22 protein-coding genes are annotated in these 25,983 nt (G+C 66.5%); 7 read left to right on the top strand and 15 right to left on the bottom strand.

The window, feature by feature from the left end; translation table 11 throughout:
- Nucleotides 1–22 precede the first annotated feature (22 nt).
- Both ilvN and ACPGXI_RS00425 read right to left on the bottom strand, forming a co-directional pair.
- Nucleotides 23–541, bottom strand: coding sequence for an acetolactate synthase small subunit (gene ilvN / locus ACPGXI_RS00430; RefSeq protein ID WP_526648671.1), 519 nt, complete (start codon nucleotides 539–541; stop codon nucleotides 23–25).
- Nucleotides 538–2,421: an acetolactate synthase large subunit gene (locus ACPGXI_RS00425; protein WP_526648669.1), complete on the bottom strand. Its 1,884-nt coding sequence runs from the start codon at nucleotides 2,419–2,421 to the stop codon at nucleotides 538–540. Before ACPGXI_RS00425 ends, ilvN begins: the two co-directional genes overlap by 4 nt.
- A 379-nt stretch (nucleotides 2,422–2,800) precedes the next feature.
- Here ACPGXI_RS00425 and ACPGXI_RS00420 point away from each other — a divergent pair, with 379 nt between their 5' ends.
- Nucleotides 2,801–3,196 (top strand): PH domain-containing protein, encoded by a 396-nt coding sequence (locus tag ACPGXI_RS00420; RefSeq protein WP_526648666.1) that lies wholly within the window; start codon nucleotides 2,801–2,803, stop codon nucleotides 3,194–3,196.
- 97 nt (nucleotides 3,197–3,293) lie between these two features.
- Here ACPGXI_RS00420 and ACPGXI_RS00415 read toward each other — a convergent pair whose 3' ends face one another.
- The gene (locus tag ACPGXI_RS00415; RefSeq protein WP_526648664.1) at nucleotides 3,294–4,130 is read right to left on the bottom strand and encodes a DoxX family protein; all 837 of its coding nucleotides are present in this window, start codon (nucleotides 4,128–4,130) and stop codon (nucleotides 3,294–3,296) included.
- Between the two features lie 117 nt (nucleotides 4,131–4,247).
- Between ACPGXI_RS00415 and ACPGXI_RS00410 the strand changes: the two genes are divergently transcribed.
- On the top strand, nucleotides 4,248–5,369 hold the full coding sequence (locus ACPGXI_RS00410) for a PQQ-dependent sugar dehydrogenase (RefSeq protein ID WP_526648662.1): 1,122 nt from the start codon (nucleotides 4,248–4,250) through the stop codon (nucleotides 5,367–5,369).
- Nucleotides 5,370–5,472: 103 nt separating this feature from the next.
- Nucleotides 5,473–5,934 carry a nitroreductase family deazaflavin-dependent oxidoreductase gene (locus ACPGXI_RS00405; RefSeq protein WP_526648660.1) on the top strand — a complete coding sequence of 154 codons (462 nt, stop codon included), beginning with the start codon at nucleotides 5,473–5,475 and terminating at the stop codon, nucleotides 5,932–5,934.
- Between the two features lie 69 nt (nucleotides 5,935–6,003).
- Here ACPGXI_RS00405 and ACPGXI_RS00400 read toward each other — a convergent pair whose 3' ends face one another.
- Both ACPGXI_RS00400 and gatB read right to left on the bottom strand, forming a co-directional pair.
- The gene (locus tag ACPGXI_RS00400) at nucleotides 6,004–7,368 is read right to left on the bottom strand and encodes a sensor histidine kinase (protein ID WP_526648658.1); all 1,365 of its coding nucleotides are present in this window, start codon (nucleotides 7,366–7,368) and stop codon (nucleotides 6,004–6,006) included.
- Nucleotides 7,369–7,454: 86 nt separating this feature from the next.
- The gene (gatB, locus tag ACPGXI_RS00395; protein WP_526648656.1) at nucleotides 7,455–8,960 is read right to left on the bottom strand and encodes an Asp-tRNA(Asn)/Glu-tRNA(Gln) amidotransferase subunit GatB; all 1,506 of its coding nucleotides are present in this window, start codon (nucleotides 8,958–8,960) and stop codon (nucleotides 7,455–7,457) included.
- A 20-nt stretch (nucleotides 8,961–8,980) separates the two neighbouring features.
- Between gatB and ACPGXI_RS00390 the strand changes: the two genes are divergently transcribed.
- Entirely contained in the window at nucleotides 8,981–10,423 is a 1,443-nt protein-coding gene (locus tag ACPGXI_RS00390) for a multicopper oxidase family protein (protein WP_526648654.1), read from the top strand.
- A 118-nt stretch (nucleotides 10,424–10,541) separates the two neighbouring features.
- On the opposite strand, the gene ACPGXI_RS00385 is transcribed toward ACPGXI_RS00390, so the two are convergent.
- The 3 genes from ACPGXI_RS00385 to gatC are packed head-to-tail and all read right to left on the bottom strand — an operon-like array spanning nucleotide 10,542 to nucleotide 13,425.
- A complete protein-coding gene (locus tag ACPGXI_RS00385) occupies nucleotides 10,542–11,573 on the bottom strand; it encodes a 6-phosphofructokinase (protein ID WP_526648652.1) in 1,032 nt (343 codons plus the stop codon).
- Nucleotides 11,574–11,590: 17 nt separating this feature from the next.
- Entirely contained in the window at nucleotides 11,591–13,075 is a 1,485-nt protein-coding gene (gene gatA / locus ACPGXI_RS00380; protein ID WP_526648650.1) for an Asp-tRNA(Asn)/Glu-tRNA(Gln) amidotransferase subunit GatA, read from the bottom strand.
- Nucleotides 13,072–13,425, bottom strand: coding sequence for an Asp-tRNA(Asn)/Glu-tRNA(Gln) amidotransferase subunit GatC (gene gatC, locus ACPGXI_RS00375; protein ID WP_526648649.1), 354 nt, complete (start codon nucleotides 13,423–13,425; stop codon nucleotides 13,072–13,074). Before gatC ends, gatA begins: the two co-directional genes overlap by 4 nt.
- A 105-nt stretch (nucleotides 13,426–13,530) precedes the next feature.
- Here gatC and ACPGXI_RS00370 point away from each other — a divergent pair, with 105 nt between their 5' ends.
- Nucleotides 13,531–14,190: an ACT domain-containing protein gene (locus ACPGXI_RS00370; protein ID WP_526648647.1), complete on the top strand. Its 660-nt coding sequence runs from the start codon at nucleotides 13,531–13,533 to the stop codon at nucleotides 14,188–14,190.
- On the opposite strand, the gene ligA is transcribed toward ACPGXI_RS00370, so the two are convergent.
- Complete coding sequence (ligA, locus tag ACPGXI_RS00365; RefSeq protein WP_526648812.1) at nucleotides 14,180–16,270, bottom strand: NAD-dependent DNA ligase LigA; 2,091 nt, start codon at nucleotides 16,268–16,270, stop codon at nucleotides 14,180–14,182. The genes ACPGXI_RS00370 and ligA overlap by 11 nt on opposite strands.
- Before the next feature lie 82 nt (nucleotides 16,271–16,352).
- Here ligA and ACPGXI_RS00360 point away from each other — a divergent pair, with 82 nt between their 5' ends.
- Nucleotides 16,353–16,787, top strand: a complete 435-nt coding sequence (locus ACPGXI_RS00360; RefSeq protein WP_526648645.1) for an MmcQ/YjbR family DNA-binding protein — start codon at nucleotides 16,353–16,355, stop codon at nucleotides 16,785–16,787.
- Nucleotides 16,788–16,876: 89 nt separating this feature from the next.
- Nucleotides 16,877–18,496 (top strand): 4-coumarate--CoA ligase family protein, encoded by a 1,620-nt coding sequence (locus ACPGXI_RS00355; protein ID WP_526648643.1) that lies wholly within the window; start codon nucleotides 16,877–16,879, stop codon nucleotides 18,494–18,496.
- A 22-nt stretch (nucleotides 18,497–18,518) separates the two neighbouring features.
- On the opposite strand, the gene ACPGXI_RS00350 is transcribed toward ACPGXI_RS00355, so the two are convergent.
- The 6 genes from ACPGXI_RS00350 to ACPGXI_RS00325 all read right to left on the bottom strand — a co-directional run bounded on the left by ACPGXI_RS00350 (nucleotide 18,519) and on the right by ACPGXI_RS00325 (nucleotide 25,902).
- Nucleotides 18,519–20,297: a sensor domain-containing diguanylate cyclase gene (locus tag ACPGXI_RS00350; protein WP_526648641.1), complete on the bottom strand. Its 1,779-nt coding sequence runs from the start codon at nucleotides 20,295–20,297 to the stop codon at nucleotides 18,519–18,521.
- A 374-nt stretch (nucleotides 20,298–20,671) separates the two neighbouring features.
- Nucleotides 20,672–21,691, bottom strand: coding sequence for a uroporphyrinogen decarboxylase/cobalamine-independent methonine synthase family protein (locus ACPGXI_RS00345; RefSeq protein WP_526648639.1), 1,020 nt, complete (start codon nucleotides 21,689–21,691; stop codon nucleotides 20,672–20,674).
- A 111-nt stretch (nucleotides 21,692–21,802) separates the two neighbouring features.
- Complete coding sequence (gene mnmA, locus ACPGXI_RS00340; protein WP_526648637.1) at nucleotides 21,803–22,876, bottom strand: tRNA 2-thiouridine(34) synthase MnmA; 1,074 nt, start codon at nucleotides 22,874–22,876, stop codon at nucleotides 21,803–21,805.
- A gap of 33 nt (nucleotides 22,877–22,909) precedes the next feature.
- Complete coding sequence (locus ACPGXI_RS00335) at nucleotides 22,910–24,106, bottom strand: cysteine desulfurase family protein (protein WP_526648635.1); 1,197 nt, start codon at nucleotides 24,104–24,106, stop codon at nucleotides 22,910–22,912.
- Nucleotides 24,107–24,163: 57 nt separating this feature from the next.
- Complete coding sequence (locus ACPGXI_RS00330; RefSeq protein ID WP_526648633.1) at nucleotides 24,164–25,024, bottom strand: lysophospholipid acyltransferase family protein; 861 nt, start codon at nucleotides 25,022–25,024, stop codon at nucleotides 24,164–24,166.
- Nucleotides 25,021–25,902: a GNAT family N-acyltransferase gene (locus ACPGXI_RS00325; RefSeq protein ID WP_526648631.1), complete on the bottom strand. Its 882-nt coding sequence runs from the start codon at nucleotides 25,900–25,902 to the stop codon at nucleotides 25,021–25,023. Before ACPGXI_RS00325 ends, ACPGXI_RS00330 begins: the two co-directional genes overlap by 4 nt.
- Nucleotides 25,903–25,983: the final 81 nt, after the last annotated feature.

The raw sequence follows: 25,983 nt of genomic DNA, 5'->3' as shown, positions 1-25,983 counted from the left end.
TTCTCTTTGCTTTTCAGGATTCTTACTTGGACGTGCCGATACCGCGGGGCCCGCGGGAAAGCGATACCACCCCGGATTGGGCGATTTCCCGGATTCCGTAGGGTTCGAGAATTTGCAGGAGTGCTTCGAGCTTTTCCGGGGTGCCGGTCGCCTCGACGGTGAGCGATTCGTTGGATACGTCAACGACTTTGGCGCGGAACAGGTTCACCGCCTCGATGACCTGACTACGGGTGGTTGCCCCTGCGCGGACCTTGATCAGCGTGAGCTCGCGGGCGACGGAGTTGTCGTCGTCCTGCTCCACGATCTTGATCACGTTTATCAGCTTGTTGAGCTGTTTGGTGATCTGCTCCAGTGGCGATTCCTCAACATCGACCACGATGGTCATCCGGGACAGGTCCTTCTGTTCGGTGGCCCCGACAGCCAACGACTGGATGTTGTATCCGCGCCGGGCGAACAACGCCGCCACCCGCGCCAGCACACCGGGCTTGTCCTCAACGAGCACCGAAAGCGTGTGCGTGCGGGGAGATCCTTGGCCGCTCATGCGTGTCCTTCCTCCGGATCGCCGAACAGTGGCCGAATTCCCTGCGCCGCTTGGATCTCGTCGTTGCTGGTGCCCGCGGCAACCATCGGCCACACCTGGGCATCTGCGCCGACGATGAAGTCGATCACCACCGGGCGGTCATTGATCGCCCTGGCCTGGGCAATAACCTCTGCCACATCCTCGGCACGTTCGCACCGCAAACCGACGCACCCCAGTGCCTCGGCCAGCTTGACGAAGTCCGGGATGCGATGGGAGTGGGTGGACAGGTCGGTTTGGCTGTACCGCTCTCCGTAGAACAGGGTCTGCCACTGCCGGACCATGCCCAAGTTGCCGTTGTTGATCACCGCAACCTTGATCGGCACACCCTCGACCGCGCAGGTAGCCAGCTCCTGATTGGTCATCTGGAAGCAGCCGTCGCCATCTATGGCCCACACCTCGGCCTCCGGACGGCCCATCTTGGCGCCCATGGCCGCGGGGACCGCGAAGCCCATGGTGCCCAGCCCGCCCGAGTTGATCCACGTCTTGGGCTTCTCATAGGAGATGAACTGTGCTGCCCACATCTGGTGCTGACCCACGCCGGCGACATAGAGGGCGTCGGGCCCCGCGATTCTGCCGAGTGACTCGATCACGAGCTCCGGCGACAGGCTGCCGTCGCTCTGCGGCCCGTAGCTCAGCGGATACCTCGACTGCACGTCGCGCAGGTACTCCCACCAGCCGTCCATCTCGGCTATGTCCTGATGTCGCCGTTCCGGCTCCGGCGCCGCCGTCCGTTCGCGGCGCAACGCCGCGATCAGGTCGGTGATGACTGCCTTGACGTCGCCCACGATCGGCACGTCGGCATGGCGGTTCTTGCCGATCTCGGCGGGGTCGATGTCGGCGTGGATGACTTTCGCCTCGGGCGCGAACGATTCCAGCTTGCCTGTCACCCGGTCGTCGAAGCGGGTACCCAGCGCGATCAGCAGGTCGCTGCGCTGCAGCCCGGCCACCGCGGCCACGGTCCCGTGCATGCCGGGCATGCCCAGGTTCTGGGGGTGGCTGTCGGGGAACGCTCCCCGAGCCATCAACGTGGTCACGACCGGGATGCCGGTCAGCTCGGCCAGATCGAGCAGCTGGTCGGTGGCCTCGCCGCGGATGACGCCGCCGCCGACGTAAAGCACCGGCTTGCGTGCCTGCGCGATGAGCTTGGCGGCCTCGCGGATCTGCCGATTGTGCGGCTTGGTGTTGGGCTTGTAACCGGGCAGCTCGAACTTCGGCGGCCAACTGAAGGTGCACTGCCCCTGCAGTATGTCCTTCGGAATGTCGACGAGTACCGGTCCGGGCCGCCCGCTGGCCGCGATGTGGAACGCCTCGGCGATAACGCGGGCGATCTCGTCACCGCTACGGACCAGGAAGTTGTGCTTGGTGATCGGCATGGTGATGCCGGAGATGTCGGCCTCCTGAAAGGCGTCCGTCCCGATCAGTGCACGCCCGACCTGCCCGGTGAGCGCGACCATCGGGATCGAGTCCATGTAAGCGTCGGCCAGCGGGGTCACCAGGTTGGTGGCGCCCGGACCGGAGGTCGCCATGCACACCCCCACCCGACCGGTGGCATGCGCGTACCCGCTGGCGGCGTGGCCGCCACCCTGCTCGTGGCGGACCAGGACGTGACGCAGCTTCTGGGAATCGAACAGCGGATCGTAGACCGGCAGGACCGCGCCACCCGGGATTCCGAAGATGACGTCGACGTCGAGTTCCTCAAGCGACCGAATCACCGCCTCCGCCCCGGTGATCTGATGGGGCGCTACTCGTTTCGGCTGCGCGGGAGTGGTTGCCGGTGCGGTGTGACTCCCGTTCGCCGGCGTAGCCGACTGCTCGGGTGGTCGCGTGGTCGGTGCGCTCACTCTAGTTCCTCTGGTTCATTCGAATCGTGGGTGATAATCGTCGGTGATAATCGTCGGTGATAATCGTCGGTGATTCGGTCTTCAGGGTCTCAAATCGGTGCTGGGGCAAGAAAAAACCCCCGTCAGCTCAGCGGCTGTACGAGGGTTGCGCGTCGATGCTGTGGTTGCTATACCCGACTCGGGGCTAGCGCGGCATCAACGCGCAACCCAATTACTACGACCGATGTCGGCGCCGAAGCGCTTCCAACGAGCAATCCCGGGATCTGCATAGCAATCGACGGTAGCCGCCGAACTGGCCAAAGGTCAAATTCACTGTCCGCAGCCGCGCACCGAATGGTCGCGGCCCACACGGACGGATGCGCGATGGGATGATGGCGGCATGGGTTCCACTTCAGAGTCAGCGTCGGCCCCGGTCGTCGTCAGGATCTCGCCGATGGCGCATCTCGCCGTCGGCCTGCTGACGTTCGGGCTGTTGTCGCTGGTGATGGCTGGGCCTGGTTGGTTCGCGCTATTGCTCATCATTCCGGTGGTGCTGTCGCTGGCGATCATGCGCTACCGGACGACAGCAGACCGTGAAAACGTGACCGCACGAACCCTGCTGGGTAGCCAGAAGGTCCGCTGGCAGGATATCGACGGGCTGCGGTTCGGCCGGCGGCCGTGGGCTCGAGCGCAACGCCACGATGGCAGTGAGCTGTTACTTCCGGCAGTGACGTTCGCGACGCTGCCGGTGCTGACATCGGCGAGCGGCGGCCGGGTGCCCAACCCCTACAGGTGATGAGCAGGTCGGTCCGGCACGGGGGCACAGTGAACCGGCCGGCCGGGTCGGCCGGCCCCACCCGATCAGCGCGACCAACCGGTGGAGAACTCGCGCTCTACCCCAGCGGGTTGGCGCCGTTGAGCAGGACCCATATCGCCACGCCGGCGCCCGCGCCCAAGATCAGCGCAGCCAGCGATCCGATGAACGGACGACGGGCCCAACCGCGGCCGGCGTCAAGCCCGTACCGGCCAGGGCCGATCAGGATGATGGCGGCGACCACGCACAGCACGACTAGTTCGTACTCGTGCCCGTCGGTGAGGAACGCCGAAAGCCGCGCGTCGTTGTGGGCATCCATCACTTCGGCCAGGATGGCCGTGGTCAGGTAGGCCAACGTGCCCGCCGCCGCGATCGGCGTGAACAGCCCGAGCACCAGCAGGACCCCGGCAGCGATCAGGCCGCCGGCGCCGACATAGCTCAGGATGTCGACGTGGCGGAAGCCCACGGCGGTCAGATACTCACGGAAGCCGCTAAGACCCTCGCCGCCCCACCAGCCGAACATCTTCTGCAGGCCGTGGCTGATGAGCAAGGCGCCGACCGAGACCCGTAGCAACAGCAAACCGAGGTCCTGAGTACCTCTGCGGTCGGGATCGCCACGACGGTCGCCATCCTCGACCAGGACCTCGGCCGGGCCCGCTGTAGCACCGTATGCGCCGGCAGCCAGACCGCTGCCGGCCTGCACGTAAGGCAGCGGCTCAGGTTCACTGATCAGTCCGAACGGGTTCTCGCTCTCCGACTTGGCGGCGTCGTAGCGCGGGATCGCGGTGGTTTCGAAGTCACCACCGTAATTTGTCGAGGGAACGTCATCCTCGGGGTCCACCAAGCTCGCCGACGACGGCTTACCGCCCGATTCGTCGGGCCGCTGCCAGGGGCCTGGGTCATGGGGACTCGTCACGGGTGTCAGGGTAAGTGCTAGTCACCCCCCAAATGGGGAACTGGTTCGGCGCGTTGAGCCCGTTTGTGCCGGGGAGCGCGTGGCGCGCACCGCCCAACAATCCGTAACCTGGCCTGCATGGGTCAATGTCGGCAGTCGGTGGCAGTCGTGGTTTTGCTGGGCGCGGCGTTGACTGCCGGCGCCGGTTGCGCCCAGTTCGATTCGGCACAGTCGCAGCCGTTCACCACCCAACCCAAGCTTGCGGCGGGGCCGACGTCCACGCCGCCTCCGCCACCTCCGCTACCCGCGAAACCGTTTCCCAAAGAGTGCCCGGCACCCGGGGTCATGCAGGGTTGCCTAGGCAGCACCAGCGGCCTGATCATGCTGCCCGACAGCAAGTCAGCGCTGGTGGCTGAGCGCACTACCGGGGCAGTCAAGCAGGTGTCGGTCCGCGCCGAACCGTTCGTCAAGACGGTGATTCCGGTTGACCCCAGCGGGGACGGCGGACTGATGGACATCATCTTGTCCCCGACCTACTCACAAGACCGGCTGATGTACGCCTACATCAGCACCGAAACCGACAACCGGGTCGTCCGGATAGCTGACGGCGATGTTCCCAAGCCGATCCTGACCGGCATCCCCAAGGGCGACGACGGCAACAGAGGCTCGCTGGTCTTCACCAGCCCGACCACCTTGGTGGTGCAGACCGGCGATGCGGGCGACCCTGCTCTGGCCGCGGATCCCGGGTCGATGGCCGGCAAGCTGCTGCGCATCGAGCAGCCAACCACCGTCGACCAGGCCCCCACGACGACGGCGTTGTCAGGTTTGGGCCCCGCCGGCGGCATGTGCGTCGACCCCTCCGACGATGCCCTTTACGTCACCGACCGGACAGCGGACGCCGACCGGTTGCAGCGCATCAGCAAGGATTCGACGGTGTCGACGGTGTGGACCTGGCCCGATCGTCCCGGCGTGGCGGGATGCTCGGCGATGGACGGAACGGTCCTGGTGAACCTGGTGAACACCAAGCAGACAGTCGCCGTTCGGATGGCTCCCGACACCGGCGCGGTGACCGGAGACCCCGAGGTTGTCCGCGAAGACAAGCACGGACACGCGTGGGCGTTGCAGGTGTCACCGGATGGCAACGTCTGGGGCGCCACGGTCAACAAGACCTCCGGCGACGCCATGAACCTCGATGATGTGGTGTTCCCGTTGTTCCCGCAGGGCGGCGGCTTCCCCCGCACCAACGCCGACAAGACCTGACCCCGGGCAATTCCTCGAGCGGGTCAACTCCTCGGCTAAGCTGATTTCCAACGGCTCGTTACTGAATTCCAACGGCTCGTTTCCGAGCAGATGGGTATCTGCGATGGGTTTCACCACACAGAACGGCACCCGAGGAGCCCGCCAGCCCGGGGGTCCTCTGCTGCGACTGGTGAACAATCTCTTCACCCGCCGCATCCGCAAGCGCGGAAAGCTGACCGGAGACAGCGACGGACTGGTGCTGACCGTCATCGGGCGCAAGAGCGGTGAACGTCGCAGCACGCCGCTCATGTGGTTCCCCGCCGACGATGGCAGCCGGCTGATCGTCGCCTCAGCGGCAGGGGCGCGCCGAAACCCGGGCTGGTACTACAACATCGCCGCGAATCCGGACCGAGCGCAGATTGAGATCGGCGGGCGCGCCATCCCGGTGACTGCCGTGCAACTCCACGGTGAGGAGCGGGAGGCCGCGTGGCGGGTCATTACCGCCGACTCGGCCCGGTTTGTGAAATATCAGCAACAAACCGACCGGGAGTTGCCGATTATCCGGTTGACCGAGCGGACCACATAGAGCAGACAGGCAATCGCTCGTCTCCTGTCCATTCCCCCTGGCGGATCGGGTCCCCTGGCGCATCGGGTCTCAGTTCAGCCCCGATCCCTGCAGGCGCAGTATCAGCCGGGTGCCGCCCAGGGGGCTGACCTCGAGCGCCGCTGTGCCACCGTGAATCTCAGCCTGCTGCGCCACCAGCGCCAGGCCCAGACCCGAACCCGACCTCGATGCGGTGGTGCCGCGGTGAAAACGGTCGAATACCGCCACCCGCTCCTCTTCGGGCACTCCGGATCCGTTGTCGTCGACGGCGATCTCGACTCCCGCCGAAGAACTGACCACGCTCAACCGAACCTGCGTCGCCCCGCCATGTTTGACGGCGTTGGCGATGGCGTTGTCGACAACGAGCCGGAGTCCGGCGGGCATCCCGAGCATCAGCACCGTGGTCGACGAAGCAAGCGAAACGTCCAGCCCGGGATAGTTGTGTGTCGCGTCGTGGGCTGCGCGGTCGAGCAGCTCGGCGACGTCGACGGGCACGAAGTCGTCCACCGTGGTCAACTCCCCCTGGGCCAACCGCTCCAATGCCGTGAGCGTCGCTTCGATCCGGGTCTGAGTACGCATGACGTCACTGATCACTTCCTTGCGCTGCTCGGCGCCCAAGTCGAGGGTCAACAGCACCTCGAGGTTGGTTCGCATCGCCGTCAGGGGCGTGCGGAGTTCATGGGAGGCAACAGCGGCGAAGTCGCGCGCCGATTCGAGCGCAGCGCGGGTGCGCTGCTGCTGGTCACCGACCCGAGCGAGCATGCCCTCCACCGCTTCGGAGATCTCGACCGCCTCCCACACCCCGCGTACCTGAAGTTCGTCGGGATTGGACTGCGCGTTGATGACCCGGGCCTGTTGGGCCAGTAACCGGAAGGGGTTCACCATGATCAGCGCAAACACCCACCCGACGAGCAGGGTTCCCAGAATCACCCCGGCACAGATCCAGAACACCCGCCAGTGCAGCGAATCGATGCGAGCCTGCGTTTCGGCGAGGGGCGCGCCGAGCGCGATGGACGCACTACCAGTGGTAATGGTTCGGACCCGGTACTCGACGCCCCCGATCGAAACATCGGCGTACCCGCTGGCGAGCTCGGGCAACACGATATCGGCGGGGATGGACACCGCGGCGCTCCCGATCCGGGCGGTGCGCACCAGGCCGCCCTCGGTGGGTTCGGGGCCGATGCCGTCCTGGGCGCTGCGGAGCAGGGTGTTGACATCACCGAGACTCGACAGCGAGTCCAGCCGCTGATCGAGCTGGGCATATTGGTCATTGGTGACACCCACCCAGACCCACACTCCCAGTATGAGCACCAGAATGATCACGCCCAGCTGGGCCAGGATGACGATCGAGCGCAACGACAGCAGCCGAAGCGGATGCGCCAAGATGCGGAACACCACGTCCTGGAATCGCCTCATCAGCCCCACGTCCGCTCGTCGTCCGAAATACTGTCGCTCGAATTCTTGTCGCCCGAATCACTGTCCTCGGGAACTCTGCTCACCGCTCAGCTACAGGCGGCCTCGACCAGCTCACGCACTCGCGCGGCGTCGGCCTGGCCTTTGGTCGCTTTCATCACAGCACCGACTATCGCACCGGCGGCCTGGATCTTTCCGCCGCGAATTTTCTCGGCGATGTCGGGGTTGGCCGCCAACGCCTCGTCGACGGCAGCCTGAATCAACGAGTCATCCCGCACCACCGCCAGGCCGCGGGCGGTCATCACCTCCGCGGGATCGCCCTCGCCGGCCAGCACACCCTCGACGACCTGGCGAGCCAGTTTGTTGGACAGCTTGCCCTCGTCGACGAGCTTGATCACCTCGGCGACTTGGGCCGGGGTGATCGCCAAGTCAGGGACCGAAACGGAAAACTCGTTGGCTTTCTGCACCAGGAAGTTCCCCCACCAGGCCTTTGCGGCGTCGCTCGACGCACCGTGATCGACGGTCGCCGTGATCAGATCGATGACACCGATGTTGACCAGGTCGCGCATCACCTCGTCGGAGAGCCCCCACTCCTGCTGAATTCGCTTCCGGGACAACCACGGAAGTTCAGGGATGGTCAGGCGCAGCTTCTCGACGTAATCAGCGCCGGGGGCCACTGGCTCCAGATCCGGCTCCGGAAAATACCGATAGTCCTGCGCGGTCTCCTTGCTGCGTCCGGGCGAGGTGTGACCGTCCTCGTGGAAGTGCCGGGTCTCCTGCAGGATGGAGCCGCCCGACCTCAGCACCGCAGCCTGCCGGCGCATCTCGTAGCGGACCGCGACCTCCACGCTCTTGAGCGAGTTGACATTCTTGGTTTCGGTACGCGTGCCGAACTCTGCCTGACCAATCGGCTTCAGCGAGACGTTGGAATCGCAGCGCATCGAACCCTGATCCATCCGCACGTCGGACACGCCCAAGCCGCGCAACAGATCTCGCAGCGCCGTCACGTATGCGCGCGCGATCTCAGGCGCCCGCTCGGCGGTGCCCTCGATGGGCTTGGTCACGATCTCGATGAGCGGCACCCCCGCCCGGTTGTAATCGATCAGCGACGTGGTCGCCCCCTCGATTCGCCCGGTCTCGCTACCCAGGTGAGTCAGCTTGCCGGTGTCCTCCTCCATGTGGGCCCGCTCGATGTCGACCCGCCAGGTGGTGCCGTCGTCGAGTGGGACGTCGAGGTGGCCGTTGATCGCGATGGGTTCGTCGTACTGGCTGATCTGATAGTTCTTCGGCTGATCCGGATAGAAGTAGTTCTTGCGGGCGAACCGACCCCAAGGGGCGATTTCGCAGTTCAGCGCCAGGCCGATGCGGATCGCGGACTCGACGGCGACCTGGTTGAGCACCGGCAGCGAGCCGGGCAAACCCAGACACACCGGGCAAACCTGAGTGTTGGGCTCCTGACCGAACTTGTTGGCGCACCCGCAGAACATCTTGGTCTGCGTCGACAGTTCGACGTGAACCTCCATCCCCAGCACAGGCTCGTAGTTGGCGACGACCGCGCCGTAGTCGAGCAGTTCAGCACTTGCCGCGTCACTCATGGTTGGAATCCTATTCGTGCTTGAATCGGAAGATGTCTTTGGATCGGCGCACGTTCCTGCGGGCGGGCACGTTGGGAGTTCTGGCCGGTGGTGCAGCACTGGCAGCCTGCTCCCGCGCGAACCCGCCGGCGGTGTCCACCACGATGACCGCCGCGGTAACCGACATCGATCTCGGTGGCGGCGTCATCGTGCCGACCTGGGCCTGGAATGGCCAGGTGCCCGCCAAAGAGATCCGCTTGCAGCGCGGGCAGACACTGCGGATCATGCTGGCCAACGATCTTCCGGAGCCCTCCACCATTCACTGGCATGGCCTGGCGATCCCCAATGACATGGACGGCGTGCCTGTTCTCACCCAGCAGGCCGTCGCACCCGGCTCGACGTTCCTCTACGAGTTCGTCGTACCCGACAGTGGCACCTACTGGGCCCATCCGCACTTCGGGTCGCAGCTGGACCGCGGCCTGTACGCCCCGGTGATCATCGAGGACCCAGCCGACGGCGCCGACTACGACGATGAGCTGACGGTGGTCGTCGACGACTGGCTGGACGGAACCGGCACCGACCCGAACAAGGTGTTCGAGACGCTGCGCAGAACCGGCATGGAGCCGATGGAACCGGGCGGGCCACGGGTTACCCCGAGCATGCCGCTGGGCGAGGACGGCGGCGATGTCAGCTACCCGTACTTCCTGATCAACGGTCGAGTGCCCGCCGACCCGCAGGTCGTCGAGTATCGGCCCGGCCAGCGGATTCGGCTGCGCATCATCAATGCCGGCGGTGACACAGCGTTCCGGGTCGGGCTGCCGGGCATACCGATGACCGTCACCCACACCGACGGATTTCCGGTAGTCCCGAGACAGACCGATTCCGTGCTGCTGGGCATGGGTGAGCGGGCCGACGCGATCGTCACGATGGGCGACCTGTCAGTGCCGGTGGTGGCCAAGGCGTACGGCAAGGACGGCTATGCCCAGTTGAACCTGCGGACCAACAACGCCGCACTGCCCGGCGGCGATGCTGCCGTCTCGCGTTTTGCGGCAGCTCTGGCCGGCCAAATTCCGCTCGACACCGCGACACTCGAGCCCACCGAAGCAGATACTCTGCCGACTGCCGCGCCCACCCAAACTTTGGACCTTCGGCTGGGGGGCCCTGTCGACCCCTATACGTGGATGATCAACGACAAGGTCTACGACCCCGAATCCCCAGGGCTGCCGGTGAACCCCGCCCAACGCACGCGGATCCGCTACATCAACGAGTCGATGATGTTTCATCCAATGCATCTGCACGGGCACACGTTCCAGGTTCAGGGCGCCCAAGGACCGCGCGCCCGCAAAGACACCGTCCTCGTTCCGCCCCTGGCAACGGTGGTGGCAGATTTCGACACCGACAACCCCGGGAATTGGATAACCCACTGCCACAACGAATACCATCTCGAAGCCGGGATGGCGACCTACCTGCAGTACGCCCCCTGACGGGTCACCTCTTCACCGCGAGCAGTCACGAACTCGCACGATCGGGGCGCGAAATGCGCGAGTTTGCGTCTGCTCGCGCGGGCTAGCTCAGCGTACGGCCCAGTTCGCGTGCGGGGACTCAGCCGAAGAATTCGGCTGCGTCGTCATAACGGCTCTGCGGCACCAGCTTGAGCTGACGCACGGCGTCGGAAAGTGCGACCCGGCCGATGTCCTGGCCGCGCAGCGACACCATCATCCCGTACTCACCGGCATGCGCGGCATCTGCGGCGTTCACCCCGAATCGGGTGGCCAGTACCCGGTCATACGGCGTCGGGATGCCGCCACGCTGCACATGACCTAGCACCGTGACCCGCACTTCCTTATTGATCCGCTGCTCGACCTCCGCTGCGAGTTGTTGCGCGACCCCGGTGAACTTTTCGTGACCGAACTCGTCGGTTCCGCCCTTGCGCAACTGCATCGAACCCGCGGCGGGTTTCGCGCCCTCGGCCACCACACAGATGAAGTGCGAATCGCCCCGCACGAACCGCTGCTTCACCAGGCGGCACACCTCTTCGACGTCGAACGGCTGTTCCGGGATAAGGGTCATGTGCGCGCCTGAGGCCAGCCCGGCGTTCAAGGCGATCCAGCCGGCGTGGCGACCCATAACCTCGACGAGCATCACCCGCTGATGCGATTCGGCGGTGCTGTGCAGCCGGTCGATTGCGTCGGTCGCGACATGAAGCGCGGTGTCGTGGCCGAAAGTCACATCGGTGCAGTCGATGTCGTTGTCGATCGTCTTGGGGACGCCCACTACCGGGACGTTCTCCTCGGACAGCCAGTGCGCCGCGGTCAGGGTGCCCTCGCCGCCGATCGGGATCAGCACATCGATCCCGTTGTCCTCCAGCGTCTGCTTGATCTGATCCAGACCCGCCCGAAGCTTGTCGGGATTGACCCGCGCGGTGCCGAGCATCGTGCCGCCCTTGGCGAGCAGCCGGTCGTTTCGGTCGTCATTCCTGAGTTGAATGCGACGGTCTTCCAGCAGCCCACGCCAACCGTCCTGAAAACCCACCACCGACGAGCCGTACCGCACGTCGCAGGTGCGAACCACTGCCCTGATCACCGCGTTCAAGCCGGGACAGTCGCCGCCGCCGGTCAGCACTCCGATACGCATGCTGCCATTCTCCCCTGTTACAGCGCGGTCGGCAGAGGACCGCGGGCGGCCTCGTATGCCGCACCCACGCGGTAGAGCCGGTCATCGGCCAACGCCGGGGCCATGATCTGCAGCCCGACGGGCAGGTCGTCGTCCCCCGACAGTCCCGACGGTACTGACATTCCGCAGTGGCCGGCCAGGTTGAGCGGCAACGTGCACAGGTCGAACAGATACATCGACAGCGGGTCGTCGACCTTCTCCCCGAGGCGGAACGCCGTCGAGGGGGTAGTGGGAGTGACCAGCACGTCGACGCTGCGGTAGGCGTCGTCGAGATCCCGGGCGATCAATGTGCGGACCTTCTGGGCCTGGTTGTAGTACGCGTCGTAATAGCCCGCGGACAGCGCGTAAGCACCGATCATGATCCGGCGTTTGACCTCGGGTCCGAAGCCGGCAGCGCGGGTCAGCGCCATCACCTCTTCGGCGCTGTGGGTTCCGTCGTCGCCGATCCGCAGGCCGTACCGCATCCCGTCGAACTTCGCCAGGTTCGACGACACCTCCGATGGCAGGATCAGGTAATACGCCGGCAGCGAGTAGTCGATGTGGGGACAGTCCACCTCGCTGACGATCGCGCCCAGCTCAGCCAGCTGATCGACCGCGGCGTTGAAAGAGTCGAGCACCCCCGACTGGTAGCCCTCACCGCTGTGCAGCTGTTTGATCACACCGACCCGCACACCGGTCAGATCGCCGGTCGCGCCAGCTCTGGCTGCACCCACGATGTCGGGCACATCCGCCTCGACCGACGTCGAATCACGCGGGTCATGGCCGGCGATGACAGCGTGCAACAGCGCGGTGTCCAGCACGGTGCGCGCGCACGGCCCACCCTGGTCCAGCGACGAGGCGCAGGCGATCAGCCCGTACCGGGACACCGTGCCGTAGGTGGGCTTCACACCGACTGTCGCGGTGAGCGCCGCCGGTTGGCGAATCGATCCCCCGGTGTCGGATCCGATGGCCAACGGGGCCTGGAAGGCGGCCAGCGCCGCTGCGCTACCGCCGCCCGATCCGCCGGGCACCCGGTCGACGTTCCAGGGGTTTCGGGTGGGCCCATACGCCGAGTTCTCGGTGGACGAGCCCATTGCGAATTCGTCCATGTTCGTCTTGCCCAGGATCGGGATGCCGGCGGCACGCAGCCGTGCGGTCACCGTCGCGTCGTACGGCGACATCCAGCCCTCGAGGATCTTCGACCCGCACGTCGTGGGCATATCGGTCGTGGTGAACACGTCCTTGAGCGCCAGCGGGACCCCGGCCAGCGGCGACGGTAACTGCTTACCGGCGGCAATGGCGGCGTCGACGGCTGCTGCGGCCTTCAGCGCCGCCTCGGCACCGACATGCACGAAGGCGTTGTAATCGCCGTCGGTGGCGGCGATCTGGTCCAGGCAGGCCTGCGTCACCTCGGTCGAGGAGACCTCCTTTGCGGCGATCATGGCACCCAGGGTCGCCGCGTCGCCCCTGTTCAGCCCGGTCATTCGGCCTCTCCCAGAATCCGCGGGACGGCGAACCGCTCGTCGCTGGCCTCCGGCGCCGCCGCAAGGGCCTGTTCCTGGGTCAGGGACGGCCGGGGCACGTCGGGACGGAAGACGTTGATCACTCCCCCGGTTCCTCCCTCGTCCTCCGGGCCTGGGCCCACCGAACCTGCCCGCCGGACCAGCGGATTGTCGGTGGCCTCCACCCCGGTCACATCGACCGCCTGGATCCGACTGACATGGCCGAGGATGGCGTCCAGCTGGCCGACGAAGCTGTCAAGCTCGCTTTCGGTCAGCGCAAGCCGGGCGAGGCGTGCCAAGTGAGCAACCTCGTCTCGAGAGATTTGTGACACGACCAGGAAGCCTAGTTCAGCCCGACCGGCGGCGGGCCGCCCCACCTGCCTGTCGCCGATACGCCCGAGTCGCCTGCCGGCGCACTCCGTGCAACAGTGTTGCGCGTGCCTTCGTATTTGCTGCGGGTCCAGATAGCCGACCGGCCGGGCAGCCTCGGCTCATTGGCAGTGGCACTCGGCTCGGTGGGCGCCGACATCCTGTCGCTCGATGTTGTCGAGCGGGCCGCCGGCTATGCGATCGACGACCTGGTGGTGGATCTGCCACCCGGCGCGATGCCCGACATGCTCATCACCGCGGCCGAAAAGCTCAACGGCCTCCACGTGGACAGCATCCGACCGCACACCGGACTGCTCGAGGCACACCGGGAACTGGAGCTGATCGATCACGTGGCCGCCGCCGAGGGCAGGCTCGCGCGGCTCCAGGTGCTCGTCGACGAGGCCCCCAGAGTGCTGCGCGTCGGATGGTGCACGGTGGCGCGGCTGGCTGAATCCGGGCCGGAGCGGCTGGCCGGCAGCCCGGGGGCCCCCGAAACTCCGGCCACCGGTACGCCATGGCTGCCGATCGATCACGCCGAAGCACTGGACGGCACCGCGAACTGGGTGCCGCAACTGTGGCAGGACCTGGACACCACGCTGGCCGCCGCGCCCCTGGGGGATGCGCGCACCGCTGTGGTTCTGGGCCGTCCGGGCGGACCTGGGTTCCGGCCGAGCGAGGTAGCGCGGCTGGGCTACCTGGCTGGCATCATCGCCACGATCATTCGCTGATCAGGCCCTCGGGTCCGCCGGCCAGCAGGGCGCGAAAACCGTCCTCGTCGAGCACGGGCACCCCCAACTCAATCGCCTTGTCGTGTTTGGACCCGGGCGAATCACCGGCCACCACATAGGCCGTCTTCTTCGATACCGAACCGGCTGCCTTTCCCCCCCGGGCGATGATGGCTTCCTTGGCTTCGTCGCGGGAGTAGCCGATCAGTGATCCGGTCACCACGATCGACAGACCCTCCAGCGTGCGTTCGACGGTGGCGTCACGCTCGTCGGCCATCCGGACGCCGGCTTCCCGCCACTTGTCGATGATCGCGCGGTGCCAGCCGACGGTGAACCAGGCGATGACCGCCGCGGCGATCGTCGGGCCCACCCCTTCGGTGGCGGCGAGCTGGTCCTCGGATGCCGCCGCGATGGCATCCAGGCTGCCGAACTCGGTGGCCAGCGCCCGCGCCGCGGTCGGCCCGACGTGACGAATCGACAGCGCGACCAGCACCCGCCACAGCGGTTGGGATCGGGCCTTGCCCAGGTTGGCCAGCAATCTCGTTCCGTTGGCCGAGACCCCGCCCGCCTTGGTGGTGAACAATTCGGTCTGCAACAGATCCTCGGCGGTGAGTCCGAATAGATCGCCCTCGTCGGTGATCACCCCGGCCTGAAGCAACGCAATCGCCGCTTCATACCCGAGGCCCTCGATGTCGAACGCGCCGCGCCCGGACACGTGAAACACCCTCTCCCGCAACTGCGCCGGGCAGGTGCGGGCGTTGGGGCAGCGGATGTCGGCATCACCTTCCTTGGCGGGTGCCAGTTGGGTTCCGCACTCCGGGCAGTGGGTGGGCATCACGAACTCGCGCTCACCGCCGTCGCGCAGGTCGACAACCGGACCGAGTACCTCGGGGATGACGTCCCCAGCCTTTCGGATCACCACGGTGTCGCCGATCAGCACACCCTTGCGTTTGACCTCCGACGCGTTGTGCAGGGTGGCCAGCGCGACCGTCGAGCCCGCGACTCTGACCGGCTCCATATGCGCGAACGGCGTCACCCGACCGGTGCGCCCGACGTTGACGCGAATGTCCAGCAACTTCGTGGTGGCTTCCTCGGGCGGGTACTTGTAGGCCACCGCCCAGCGGGGGGCCCGCGAGGTCGAGCCGAGGCGCCGTTGCAGCGCCACCCCATCGACTTTGACGACGACTCCGTCGATCTCGTGATCGACGTCGTGTCGGTGTTCACCCCAGTAGGCGATCCGCTCGCTGACCTCATCGAGGCCGGTGGCCCGGGCAGTATGATCGGACACCGGAAGCCCCCAGGCCTTGAGCGCCGAATAGGCGTCGTGCAGCGATGCGAACGGCAAGCCCTCCGGGCCTTCGATGTGGCCCAGACCATGACAGATCATCCGCAGCCGGCGCCGCGCGGTGATCGCAGGATTCTTTTGCCTCAGCGATCCGGCCGCACTGTTACGCGGGTTGGCGAAGGGCGGCTTGCCGTCAGCGACCAGACCGGCATTCAGGTCCTCGAAATCAGCGAGTCGGAAGAACACCTCGCCGCGGACTTCCAGCACCGAGGGCAGCGGGAATTCTCTCGTTCCGGTCAGCCTCTCGGGAATATCGGAGATGGTCCGGGCATTGAGCGTGACGTCCTCGCCGGTTCGCCCGTCGCCTCGGGTCGCGCCGCGAACCAGCCGTCCGTCCCGGTAGACCAGCGCCAACGCGACGCCGTCGATCTTCAGCTCGCACAGATAGCGGGCATCGGCGCCGATCTTGCCTTCGATGCGGGCGACCCACGCGGCGAGTTCGTCGGGCGTGAACACGTTGTCCAGGCTCAGCATCCGCTCGAGGTGCTCAGCCGGGGTGAAGTCGGTGGCGAATCCCGCTCCGCCGACAAGCTGGGTGGGCGAATCAGGTGTGCGCAGTTCGGGATGCTCACCTTCGAGTGCCTGCAGATCGCGCAGCAGGAGGTCGAACTCGGCGTCGGAGATCACCGGTGCGTCGCGGATGTAATAGCGAAACTGATGCCCCCGCACTTCGTCCGCGAGCTCTTGCCAGCGGCGCCGTAGGTCGGCGTCAAGGGCGTCGTCAGCCTTCTCGGCCAGCACCGCCTCGGGATCCGGGGTCGCCTCAGGACTCACCCCCGCAGGCTATCGAAGCGCCCGATCCGCTGGATACGCTGGCGCCATGCCGCATCCGATCGCGTTCCGCGACGACGACATGGGATTGGCCGAACTTCGCAGGATCGCGCTCGGATTCCCGGGGGCATTCGAGAAGGTCTCCTGGGGCCGGCCGGTGTTCTGCGCGCCCAAGATGTTTGCGATGTACGGCGGTAGCGTCAAAGGCGACACGAAGAGCACGCGCGACACCAAGGGCCAGCACGTGCAGTACCCGCATTCGGTGCTGATCAAGGTCGACGACAGTGACCGCACAGCGCTCGAACAGGACACCCGGTTCTTCTACCCGGCCTACCTGGGACCGTTCGGCTGGTTGGGCCTCGACTTTGCAGCTAAGAAGTTTGCAGCCGCGAAGGTGGACTGGGTCGAGGTGGCCGAACTGGTGGACTCGTCGTTTCGGTTGGTCGCTCCGAAGAAATCGATCAAACAGCTCGACGGGCACTGAACTGAATCCGAACCCGCACTGAATCCGACCCGGAAATGAATACCGCGCCGAACCTATCTCCTGCGCGCCCGGCATGGTTCGATCGGTTCATGAGCTTCGCGAGCCCCTTCCCCGAAGTCGATATCCCCAGCGCCAGCATTTATGACTACCTGTTCGGCCGACTGGACGACATCGATGCCGACCGCGTCGCCCTGATCGAGGCGAAGTCCGGCAGAGCGACCACCTATCGCGAGATGGTGGCCCGGATAAGAACCTTCGCCGGCGCCCTCACCGGCCGCGGCATCGGTGTCGGAGATGTGGTCGGACTACTGGCCCCGAACAGCTCGGCCTTCGCGGTCGCATTCCACGGGATCCTGCGGGCCGGCGCGACAGCCACCACGATCAACGCGCTGTTCACGGCAAACGACATCGCCAAGCAGCTCACCGACTCCGGCGCCACGATGCTCGTCACCGTCACCTCGATGCTTCCGCAGGCCAAAGAAGGTGCGGCCGCAGCCGGCATCTCCGACGACGACCTGGTGGTGCTCGACGGGGCGGGCCGGGCGACCGACGGACATCCCAATGCCGCCGATCTCCTCGCCGCCGGAACACCGGCCCCGGAACTGGCTTTTGCGCCGTCAGCGCAGGTCGCGGCCCTGCCGTACAGCTCGGGAACCACCGGCAACCCCAAAGGCGTGATGCTCACCCATCGCAACCTGGTCGCCAACATCGCCCAGATTCGCCCGCTGCACGGCATGGTTTCCGACGACGTGATCTTGGCGGTTCTGCCGTTCTTTCACATCTACGGCATGACGGTGCTTCTCAACGCCGCCCTGCACGCCCGTGCCCGGCTGGTCGTCATGCAGAGCTTCGACCTCGCCGCGTTCCTGGGCAATATCGAAAAACACAAGTGCACCATCGCATTCATCGCGCCGCCGGTCGCGGTGGCGCTGGCCAAGGATTCGCTGGTGGACTCCTACGACCTGTCCTCACTCAATGTGGTGATGTCGGGTGCGGCCCCGCTGGACGCCGAGCTGGGCCAGGCCGTATCCGAGCGGCTCAGCTGCAAGGTCGTCCAGGGCTATGGGATGAGCGAACTGAGTCCGGTCAGCCACATCACACCGTTCGATGGCGGCCGCCTCAACATGCGGTTCGATGCGCCACTGAGCTCGGTCGGCTGGACCGTGTCCAACGCCGCGTCCAAGCTCGTCGACCCTGAGTCGGGCACCGAAATCGAATTACCTGAGCAGGGTTTGAGCAAGACCGGCGAGCTGTGGTTCAAGGGCCCGAACGTGATGGCCGGCTACCTCAACAACGACGAGGCCACCCGGGCCACCATCGACGAGGACGGCTGGCTGCACACCGGCGATCTCGCCCAGGCCGACGCCGCGGGCTGTGTCTACATCGTCGACCGGCTCAAAGAGCTGATCAAGTACAAGGGCTACCAGGTGCCGCCCGCCGAGTTGGAGGCGGTGTTGTTGGCGCATCCGGGGATCGCCGACGCCGCGGTGATCGGTGTCCAGGACGGGGAGGGCGAAGAAGTGCCCAAAGCGTTCGTCGTCAAGCTGACCCCGCAAGACGGCGCCGACCTGACCGAGGCGCAGGTAATGGATTTCGTCGCCGGCCAGGTCGCCCCGTACAAGAAGGTCCGGCAGGTCGAGTTCATCGAGGCGATCCCGAAGTCGGCGTCAGGCAAAATCCTGCGCAAGGACCTGCGTACCCGCAGTTAGCCGGCCCCAGCGTACGACCGTCTCAGAGTACGAAGAGTTGGTTTTTCCCCAGAGCCTTCGCCTGATAGAGAGCTTTATCTGCCCGGATCACGGCGTCCGACAGCGATTCGGCGGGGGGACACGAGGTGTACCCGATGGAGCAGGTTTGCCCGGCAGGCACACACGCGCGAATGCGATTCAGGACAACATCGGCCTGCTCGGGTTTGGTGTCGGGCATGGCAATGAGGAACTCTTCCCCGCCCCAACGGGCGAAGACGTCGTCGCGGCGCAGCGACGAGCCGGCCACGGCGCAGAATCGCTGGAGCAGCGCGTCGCCGGCAGTGTGCCCGTGGGTGTCGTTGTAGGCCTTGAAGTTGTCGAGGTCGGCAACCGCAACCGTCATCGAGGTATCCGAGTAATGCGCGTCCGTCCTGAGAACCTTGATCTGCGCGTCCCAGGCAGGTTTGTTGAGCAACCCGGTCAGGGGGTCGGTAGACGCGGACAGCTTCAGAGCCGCGTTCGCGGCAGCAGCGGCAGTGACGTCACGCAGGTCGACCTGCACCGTCCGAACCCCTGAGGCGTTCACCGCCGTGGCGTTGAATTCCACCACCACCGTGCGGCCGTCCAGACGTCGCAGCACACCTCTGCGGTCGCGCACCGACAGACCGCCGGCGAGAGTCTCGCTCAGCATCACCTCAAGAGCCCGCCGATCATCGGGCCGCACGAAGTCGGCGATAGGTCGGGACTCGATGCGATCAGCTCTCGCCGCTCCGCACAGGGCGACAGCTTCGGGATTGGCGTAGGCGATCACACCGCCCGCGTCGATGAGGAAAACCGCGGCTTTGCACCGCTCAACCAGTGCGCGCCAGCGCTCTTCGGCCTCGGCGTGTGCTGCCCGCGCTGCGGCCAGCTCGGTGACGTCGGCCGCGACGCCGCCGATGCCGATTATTTTGTCGTTTTCGTCGACGAGCGGGAACTTCGCAGTCCGGTAGGTGGGGACGGTTCCGTTCGCGTGCGGCACCCCCTCAACGACGATCTGCCATTCCCTGGTCTCCATGATCTTCGCGTCGAGGCGGCGGTATTCGTCGGCGACCTCGACGTCGAAAAGGTCGTGATCGGTCAGGCCGATCAGCCCGCCTTCGCCCACCGCGGAGGCCTGCTCGAACGCCCGATTGGCCATCACGAAGCGGCCCTCGACGTCTTTGGCGAAGATGAGGACGTCGGTGTACTTGAGCACGCCGTCGAGCATCCGCTGCTGCTTACGTAGCTCGGCGCCGACCGCCAACCGGGCTTTGACTTCGGCCGCGAACTGTCGCGCCTGGTTGCGCAGCTCCAGCTGGCTGAGCACCTGGTTTGCCAGCGTGCGCAGGTGCTTACGCTGCAGGGTCGACAGGGTCCGCGGCTCGACGTCCATGACGCAGAGGGCGCCGAGCACGTGTCCTTCTGCGGTGACCAATGGCGCGGCGGCGAAGAAGCGCACTCCGGGCTCACCGGCAATCATCGGGTGGCTGGAGAAACGCGTGTCCAGGCGGGTGTCGGGCACTTCCAGCAGCGTATGGGCGCTGAACTCGGGGCCGTAGGGCAAAGATTCCCGGGAGGTCCCCGAGAGATCGAAGCCGTATTGGGCCTTGAACCACTGACGTCCTGCGTCAATGAAGCTGACAACCGCCATCGGAGTGGCGCACACGTGCGCGGCAAGCGCGGTCAGGTCGTCAAAAGCCTCTTCTGGCGGCGTGTCGAGAATTGCGAACGAATCCAGCGCGACGAGGCGATCAAGCTCAGCGCCTGTCTGGCCGGTGGACTGCTCAGCACACCACGTCATGGCGCCCCCACAGCATCTTCGGCATTTGCATTCGTTTCCTAGTGAAGGTTTTCCCTCGCGCGGACCGTCTCGAGCGGTTGGCGGACATCGGTTCTGACCGGATTGGTACCCGAGGAGAAATAATAGATGAATTACTCCCGACGGGGGCGGGTCGCAATTCGCCCAGAGGGCGTCACCCACCGTCTGCCGGCAGAACGGGCAACCAAACCACACCATTGCTGCACAGTGACAAAATCCACTTCCAGCCAGTAAATCGTCATGGTTTACGCCGAAAATCGGTTTGCCGAACCACTCCTTCGCGAATTCGCGCGCCCGGTGAGAAAGTTAACATTTCCCGCGGCCGATCCCAGCGCGCCGTGACAGCACGCCGTCGTTCAGATCACGCCGTGATCCGCGCTGAACGCGTCGGCGGCCTGCTGCGCCAACTCGATGGCCGTTCGCGCCCACGCCGGTGTGGCACCGGCGAGCCCGCAGGCCGGTGTGACGCCGATCCGGTCGCGCAGCACGGGACGCCCAAAGCCGAGCCGGTCGGTCACCCCCGCCACCGCCGCCGCGATCTGTGCCGCTGAAGGTGCCGCACCGGACCCCGCGGGAGGGTTCGACGGCACCGCACCCAGCAGAACCGTTCGCCCCGACTCGACGAACTCGCCCACACCGTCCAGGTCGGCGGCGGTCAGCGTGTGTAGATCGACTGAAACGGCGGCGATCAAGCTGCGCTGTAACAGCTTCCACGGCAAGCCCGGGGCGCAGCAGTGCACCGCGACATCACCGCCGACAACGGCGACGCACTCATCGAACAGTTCGGTGATCACCGCCTCGGCCAGCGGATGCACCGGCGACAGGCTCGTCACGCCGGCCAGCCGGCCCTCCAGCGCGGCCGGCAGCGTCGGCTCGTCCAACTGCACGACGACTGCGGTCTCGAGCCGGCGCATCAGTTGCGCGCGCAGCGCTGACACTCCTTCGGCCAACGATGTGGTCAGATCCCGCACCGCACCGAAGTCGGTGATCGCACGATGTCCGCCAGGCAACTCCAGATGCGCAGCCAGGGTCACCGGCCCGGGAACCTGCACCTTGACCGCGCGCTCGCCGCCACGCAGCCCCCCGGCCTCCCAGGCCTCTTCCAGCGCGTCGATATCCTCGCCGAGGAGGCTGGCCGCCCGCCGGGTCACCGAGCGCCGGCCAGAAGCTATCCGGTATCCGCGAGGAACGGTATCGATGGCGATGTCCACCAACAGCGCACCGGCGCGACCGATGAGGTCTGCGCCCACGCCGCGGCCCGGCAGTTCCACGAGGTGGGGCAACTGGTGCAGTTCGCCGACGACGACCTCGGCGGCCCCTCGAGCGGACGAACCCGGCCAGGAACCGACTCCGGTCGCGTTGGCGAAAACACTCACCAGGACGACCCTATGGGACGGTCCCCGACGCGGCCGTATCAGAAGCCCTGGACGAGCCGTGTCAGAGTCCTGGCAATGTGATCAGCTGGCGTGCCCGGCTAATGTGCCGAGCTAGCGTGCGGCTCGAATTGTCGCGCTGCCCAGCACCTCGTCGCCCTCCGGGTCGGCCCGGTAGAACACCATGGTCTGGCCCGGGGCCACGCCGCGCAGCGGGCTGCGCAGATCCACCACCATCGTTTCGCCGCGCAGTTCGGCGACCGCATCGGCGACCCCACCGTGGGCTCGCACCTGTACCACGCACTCCAACGGCCCGCCCGGCGCGACGCCGGAGGTGAACACCGGCCCGTCGCCTTCCAGGGTGGTGACGTCGAGCTCGGCGAGATCACCCACGCGCACCGTCCCGGTGCCGGCGTCAATGCCTGTCACATATCTGGGAGCTCCGTCCGCGCCCGGGCCGGCGATACCGAGGCCCTTTCGCTGACCGATGGTGAAGCCGTGCACACCGTCGTGTTCGGCCAGCACGGTCCCGGTGGAGTCGACCACGGCACCACGCCGGACACCTATGCGTGCACCCAAGAATGCCCTGGTGTCCCCCGAAGGGATGAAACAGATGTCGTGGCTGTCAGCCTTCTCCGCCACCGACAATCCGCGAACGGCGGCTTCTTCACGAATCTGTGGCTTGGGGGTGTCACCGATCGGGAACACCGCGTGCCGCAGCTGCCCCGCGGTCAGCACCGCCAGCACATAGGACTGGTCCTTGTCGCGGTCGACGGCCCTGCGCAGTCGACCGGCCGACAATCGCGCGTAATGGCCGGTAGCCAGTGCGTCGAAGCCCAGTGCCAACGCCCGCGACGCCAGCGCGGAGAACTTGATCGCCTCGTTACAGCGCACACAGGGGTTGGGTGTTTCGCCGCGGGCATAGGAGGCCACGAAGTCATCGATCACGTCCTCGCGGAAGCGGTCGGCGAAATCCCAGACGTAAAACGGGATGTCGAGTACATCGGCGACCCGGCGCGCGTCACCGGCGTCCTCCTTGGAACAACAACCGCGTGAGCCGGTCCGTAGCGTCCCCGGCGTGGCAGACAGCGCCAAATGCACACCCACGACGTCGTGTCCGGCGTCGACCATCCGCGCGGCAGCCACCGCGGAATCCACGCCACCGCTCATCGCGACCAGCACCCGCATCTCAGCAGCACCCTCTGGGCTTCAGGCAAGCGCTCACTGCTGCCCCGAACTGGCCAGCGCAGCATGGCGGGCGCGTGCGACCGCCGCCGGCAGTATGCCGAGTACAGCATCCACATCGGCGTCGGTGCTGGTGTGCCCGAGCGACAGGCGCAGCGAGCCGCGTGCACTGACCGGGTCGGCACCCATCGCGATCAGCACATGCGAGGGTTGCGCCACCCCGGCAGTACATGCCGAACCGGTGGAGCATTCGACTCCCTTGGCGTCCAACAACATCAGTAGGGAGTCGCCCTCACAGCCGCGGAAAGTGAAATGCGCATTGCCGGGGAGCCGGCCCGCGCCACAAGGTGCCCCGTTGAGATATGCGTCGTCGATCGCCCCCAGCACACCGTCCACCAGCCGGTCGCGCAGCGACCGCACCCGGGCACTGGTCGCCGCCATGGCTTCGACCGCTGATTTCGCCGCGGCGGCCATACCTACGACACCGGCCACATCCTGGGTACCGGAACGCACGTCCCGCTCCTGGCCGCCACCATGCAGTTGCGGCACGCACGCAGCGTCGCGACGCAGCAGCAGTGCGCCCTCGCCGGTGGGGCCGCCGAACTTGTGCGCAGCCACGGTCATCGCCGCCAGGGCGCTGGAGGAGAAGTCCACCGGGATCTGGCCGACCGCCTGGATCGCATCGCTGTGCATGGGGATATCGAACTCAGCAGCAATGGCAGCTAGTTCGGCGATCGGCATGATGGTGCCGACTTCGTTGTTGGCCCACATCACTGAAATCAGGGCGACATCGGTGGGATCGCCGAGCGCACTGCGCAGCGCGGCGGCGCTCACCGCACCGACCTCGTTGACCGGCAACCACGTCACCTCTGCGCCTTCGTGCTCGACGAGCCACTGCACCGCGTCGAGGACCGCGTGATGCTCGACCGGTGTCGTAACGATCCGGCGGCGGCGCGGGTCGGTGGCGCGGCGCGCCCAGAAGATGCCCTTGACCGCCAGGTTGTCACTTTCGGTGCCGCCCGCGGTGAAGATCACCTCGGACGGGCGCGCACCCAACAGGTTGGCCAGCGTCTCCCGCGATTCCTCCAGCCGGCGGCGGGCTACCCGCCCGGAGCCGTGCAGCGAGGAAGCGTTGCCGACCGTCGCCAGCTCGGCCGTCATCGCCTCGATAGCGTCGGAACGCATCGGGGTGGTGGCGGCATGGTCGAGATAGACCGGTGCGGGCACAGACATAACCGTTCCACAATAGCCGTGGGGCGAGCCGTCGCGCGCTCCCCGACCCCACTCCGCTCACCCGACCAGCGCGTGGCCGTCAGCACAGCCGGACCCCGCGACCAGCGCCGACCGTGAGTGCGGGCCGCGCACGGCGAGTTCGCAACGAGCCGCCAGTTCACGGCGGTCCGCACCCGGCAACTGCAACGACTCGACCTGGACATGGACGACGGTGCGCCGGGCGGTGACGACGCGCCTGATCGACATCAGCAGCGTGTCATCACCCACGAACGCCGGCACGGTGGACGGCCGGCCGTCTCGGTGCCGATAGCTCAACCGCAGCGGCTGCACTGGCCGGCCGGCGTCGATTGCCGCCTGAAACATCGCCGGGCGAAACCGCCCGTACCCCACGCCGCACCACGTGGTGCCCTCGGGAAACGCCACCACCGTGTGCCCGGCCCGCAACCGATCGGCAACGGCAGCCACCACTGACGGCAGCCTGCGCAGCCGGGCCCGGTCGATCGGTATGACCCGCATGATTCGGACGATCGGTCCCAGGGCCGGCCAGTTGGTGAGGTCTGCGCGGGCGACGAACGACCCCGGCAGCACGGTGCCGATGGCGAAGGTGTCCAGCCAGGACACATGCCCACTCACCACAAGCACTCCACGCAGGTTCCGTATCGGCCCGCCCGCCACCGACGTCCGCACCCCGAGGCTGCGCAGCATCAGTCGGCAATATCCCCGCTGCAGGTGCGATCGCCCCGGCATCGGCACTGCCAGCAGCCACATTCCCGAGAACAGTGCGAGGGCCGCCCCCACGCGCAGCGCGGTGCGCAGGACGACCACCCACTGTCGCCCCGGGGCGTCCGCACCGACGCGAACGCACCCGGCGTCACATGTCGCCGGCTGCAACCAGGCATGTTCGGGCGTGGTCGTCACGAGGCGGTCCCACCGGCGATCGCGCTGGCTGCACCGGCTGACCGGAGCCGGCGGAGGTAACGGGCATCGGCGTTCCGCTTGTCCAGCAACGCCGGGAAATCGCCTACTCCGAAAACGGGGTCGTGGGCGGGCTCCCCGCATATCTGCGCGCCGAGCCGCAGATAGCCGCGCATCAACGGGGGCACCGACACCCGGGCCGGTGCGACGATGTCGTCCAGTCCGCGACCGCCGATGACCACCGGACGGTGCGGGCGAACCGTGTACTCGGCCGGGGCCGCGTGGCGCCGCATGACGAAATCGCGCACACCCCGAAGCCGGCAGCCCGCGGCAGTGTGTCCGGATGGATCCAGTACCGGGACAGAGACACATCCGGTGACGTAGTCATAACCGCTCCGATCCAGGTAGGCCAGGATTCCACCCCACATCAGCAGGACCACGGCGCCATTTCGATGGTCTGCCCGCACAACGGCACGGCCCATCTCGACCAGCGAGGGCCGTAGCGAGTCCAGCGGGGACACATCGAACTCGGTGGCGGTGTAGAGCCCCCCGGCAGCGATCGCACCGGGTGGCGGCAGCATCCGGTAGCAGCCGACGAGTTCGCCCGTGTCGTCGTCGCGAACCAGCAGGTGGTCGCAGTATTGGTCGAAATGGTCGGCGTCCAGGCCGCCGCTGGATCGGCCGCTACCGACCGTCGTCTCGGTCGGCACCGTGAAGCCGGGTTCCGAGGTGAACACGTCGTGGCGCAGCCGTTGCGCCGCCTCGATTGAATCCGCGTCGGTGCACAGCAGCAAGGAGTATCGAGGAGGCCGCGGTGCGGAACCCCGCGGGGCCCCCAGATCGCCGGTATCGGATGGGATGAGTACAGAAGCAGTGCTCATAACCTGCACGGTCGCTGAGCTGGTCGGCGTGCCGGCAATCGGTGCGTGACGTGTTCATGAGCGCTGGGTGACGGTTCGGGG

The organism is Mycobacterium sp. (genome assembly GCF_049608025.1).
In the GTDB taxonomy this organism is placed as follows: Bacteria; Actinomycetota; Actinomycetes; order Mycobacteriales; family Mycobacteriaceae; genus Mycobacterium.
This window is presented reverse-complemented; position numbering and strand designations above follow the sequence as displayed.

Bases quoted from the DNA above. Each gene is read 5' to 3' on its own strand.
- gatA (WP_526648650.1), bottom strand. From the start codon at position 13,075: ATGACCGGGCTGAACAGGGGCGACGCGGCGACCCTGGGTGCCATGATC.
- mnmA (WP_526648637.1), bottom strand. From the start codon at position 22,876: ATGCGGGTGCTGGTCGCGATGAGCGGTGGCGTGGATTCCGCGGTGGCT.
- gatB (WP_526648656.1), bottom strand. From the start codon at position 8,960: ATGAGTGACGCGGCAAGTGCTGAACTGCTCGACTACGGCGCGGTCGTC.
- ACPGXI_RS00410 (WP_526648662.1), top strand. From the start codon at position 4,248: ATGGGTCAATGTCGGCAGTCGGTGGCAGTCGTGGTTTTGCTGGGCGCG.
- ACPGXI_RS00335 (WP_526648635.1), bottom strand. From the start codon at position 24,106: ATGTCTGTGCCCGCACCGGTCTATCTCGACCATGCCGCCACCACCCCG.
- ACPGXI_RS00405 (WP_526648660.1), top strand. From the start codon at position 5,473: ATGGGTTTCACCACACAGAACGGCACCCGAGGAGCCCGCCAGCCCGGG.
- ilvN (WP_526648671.1), bottom strand. From the start codon at position 541: ATGAGCGGCCAAGGATCTCCCCGCACGCACACGCTTTCGGTGCTCGTT.
- ACPGXI_RS00325 (WP_526648631.1), bottom strand. From the start codon at position 25,902: ATGAGCACTGCTTCTGTACTCATCCCATCCGATACCGGCGATCTGGGG.
- ACPGXI_RS00350 (WP_526648641.1), bottom strand. From the start codon at position 20,297: ATGACGTGGTGTGCTGAGCAGTCCACCGGCCAGACAGGCGCTGAGCTT.
- ACPGXI_RS00400 (WP_526648658.1), bottom strand. From the start codon at position 7,368: ATGAGGCGATTCCAGGACGTGGTGTTCCGCATCTTGGCGCATCCGCTT.
- ACPGXI_RS00355 (WP_526648643.1), top strand. From the start codon at position 16,877: ATGAGCTTCGCGAGCCCCTTCCCCGAAGTCGATATCCCCAGCGCCAGC.
- ACPGXI_RS00420 (WP_526648666.1), top strand. From the start codon at position 2,801: ATGGGTTCCACTTCAGAGTCAGCGTCGGCCCCGGTCGTCGTCAGGATC.
- ACPGXI_RS00385 (WP_526648652.1), bottom strand. From the start codon at position 11,573: ATGCGTATCGGAGTGCTGACCGGCGGCGGCGACTGTCCCGGCTTGAAC.
- ACPGXI_RS00360 (WP_526648645.1), top strand. From the start codon at position 16,353: ATGCCGCATCCGATCGCGTTCCGCGACGACGACATGGGATTGGCCGAA.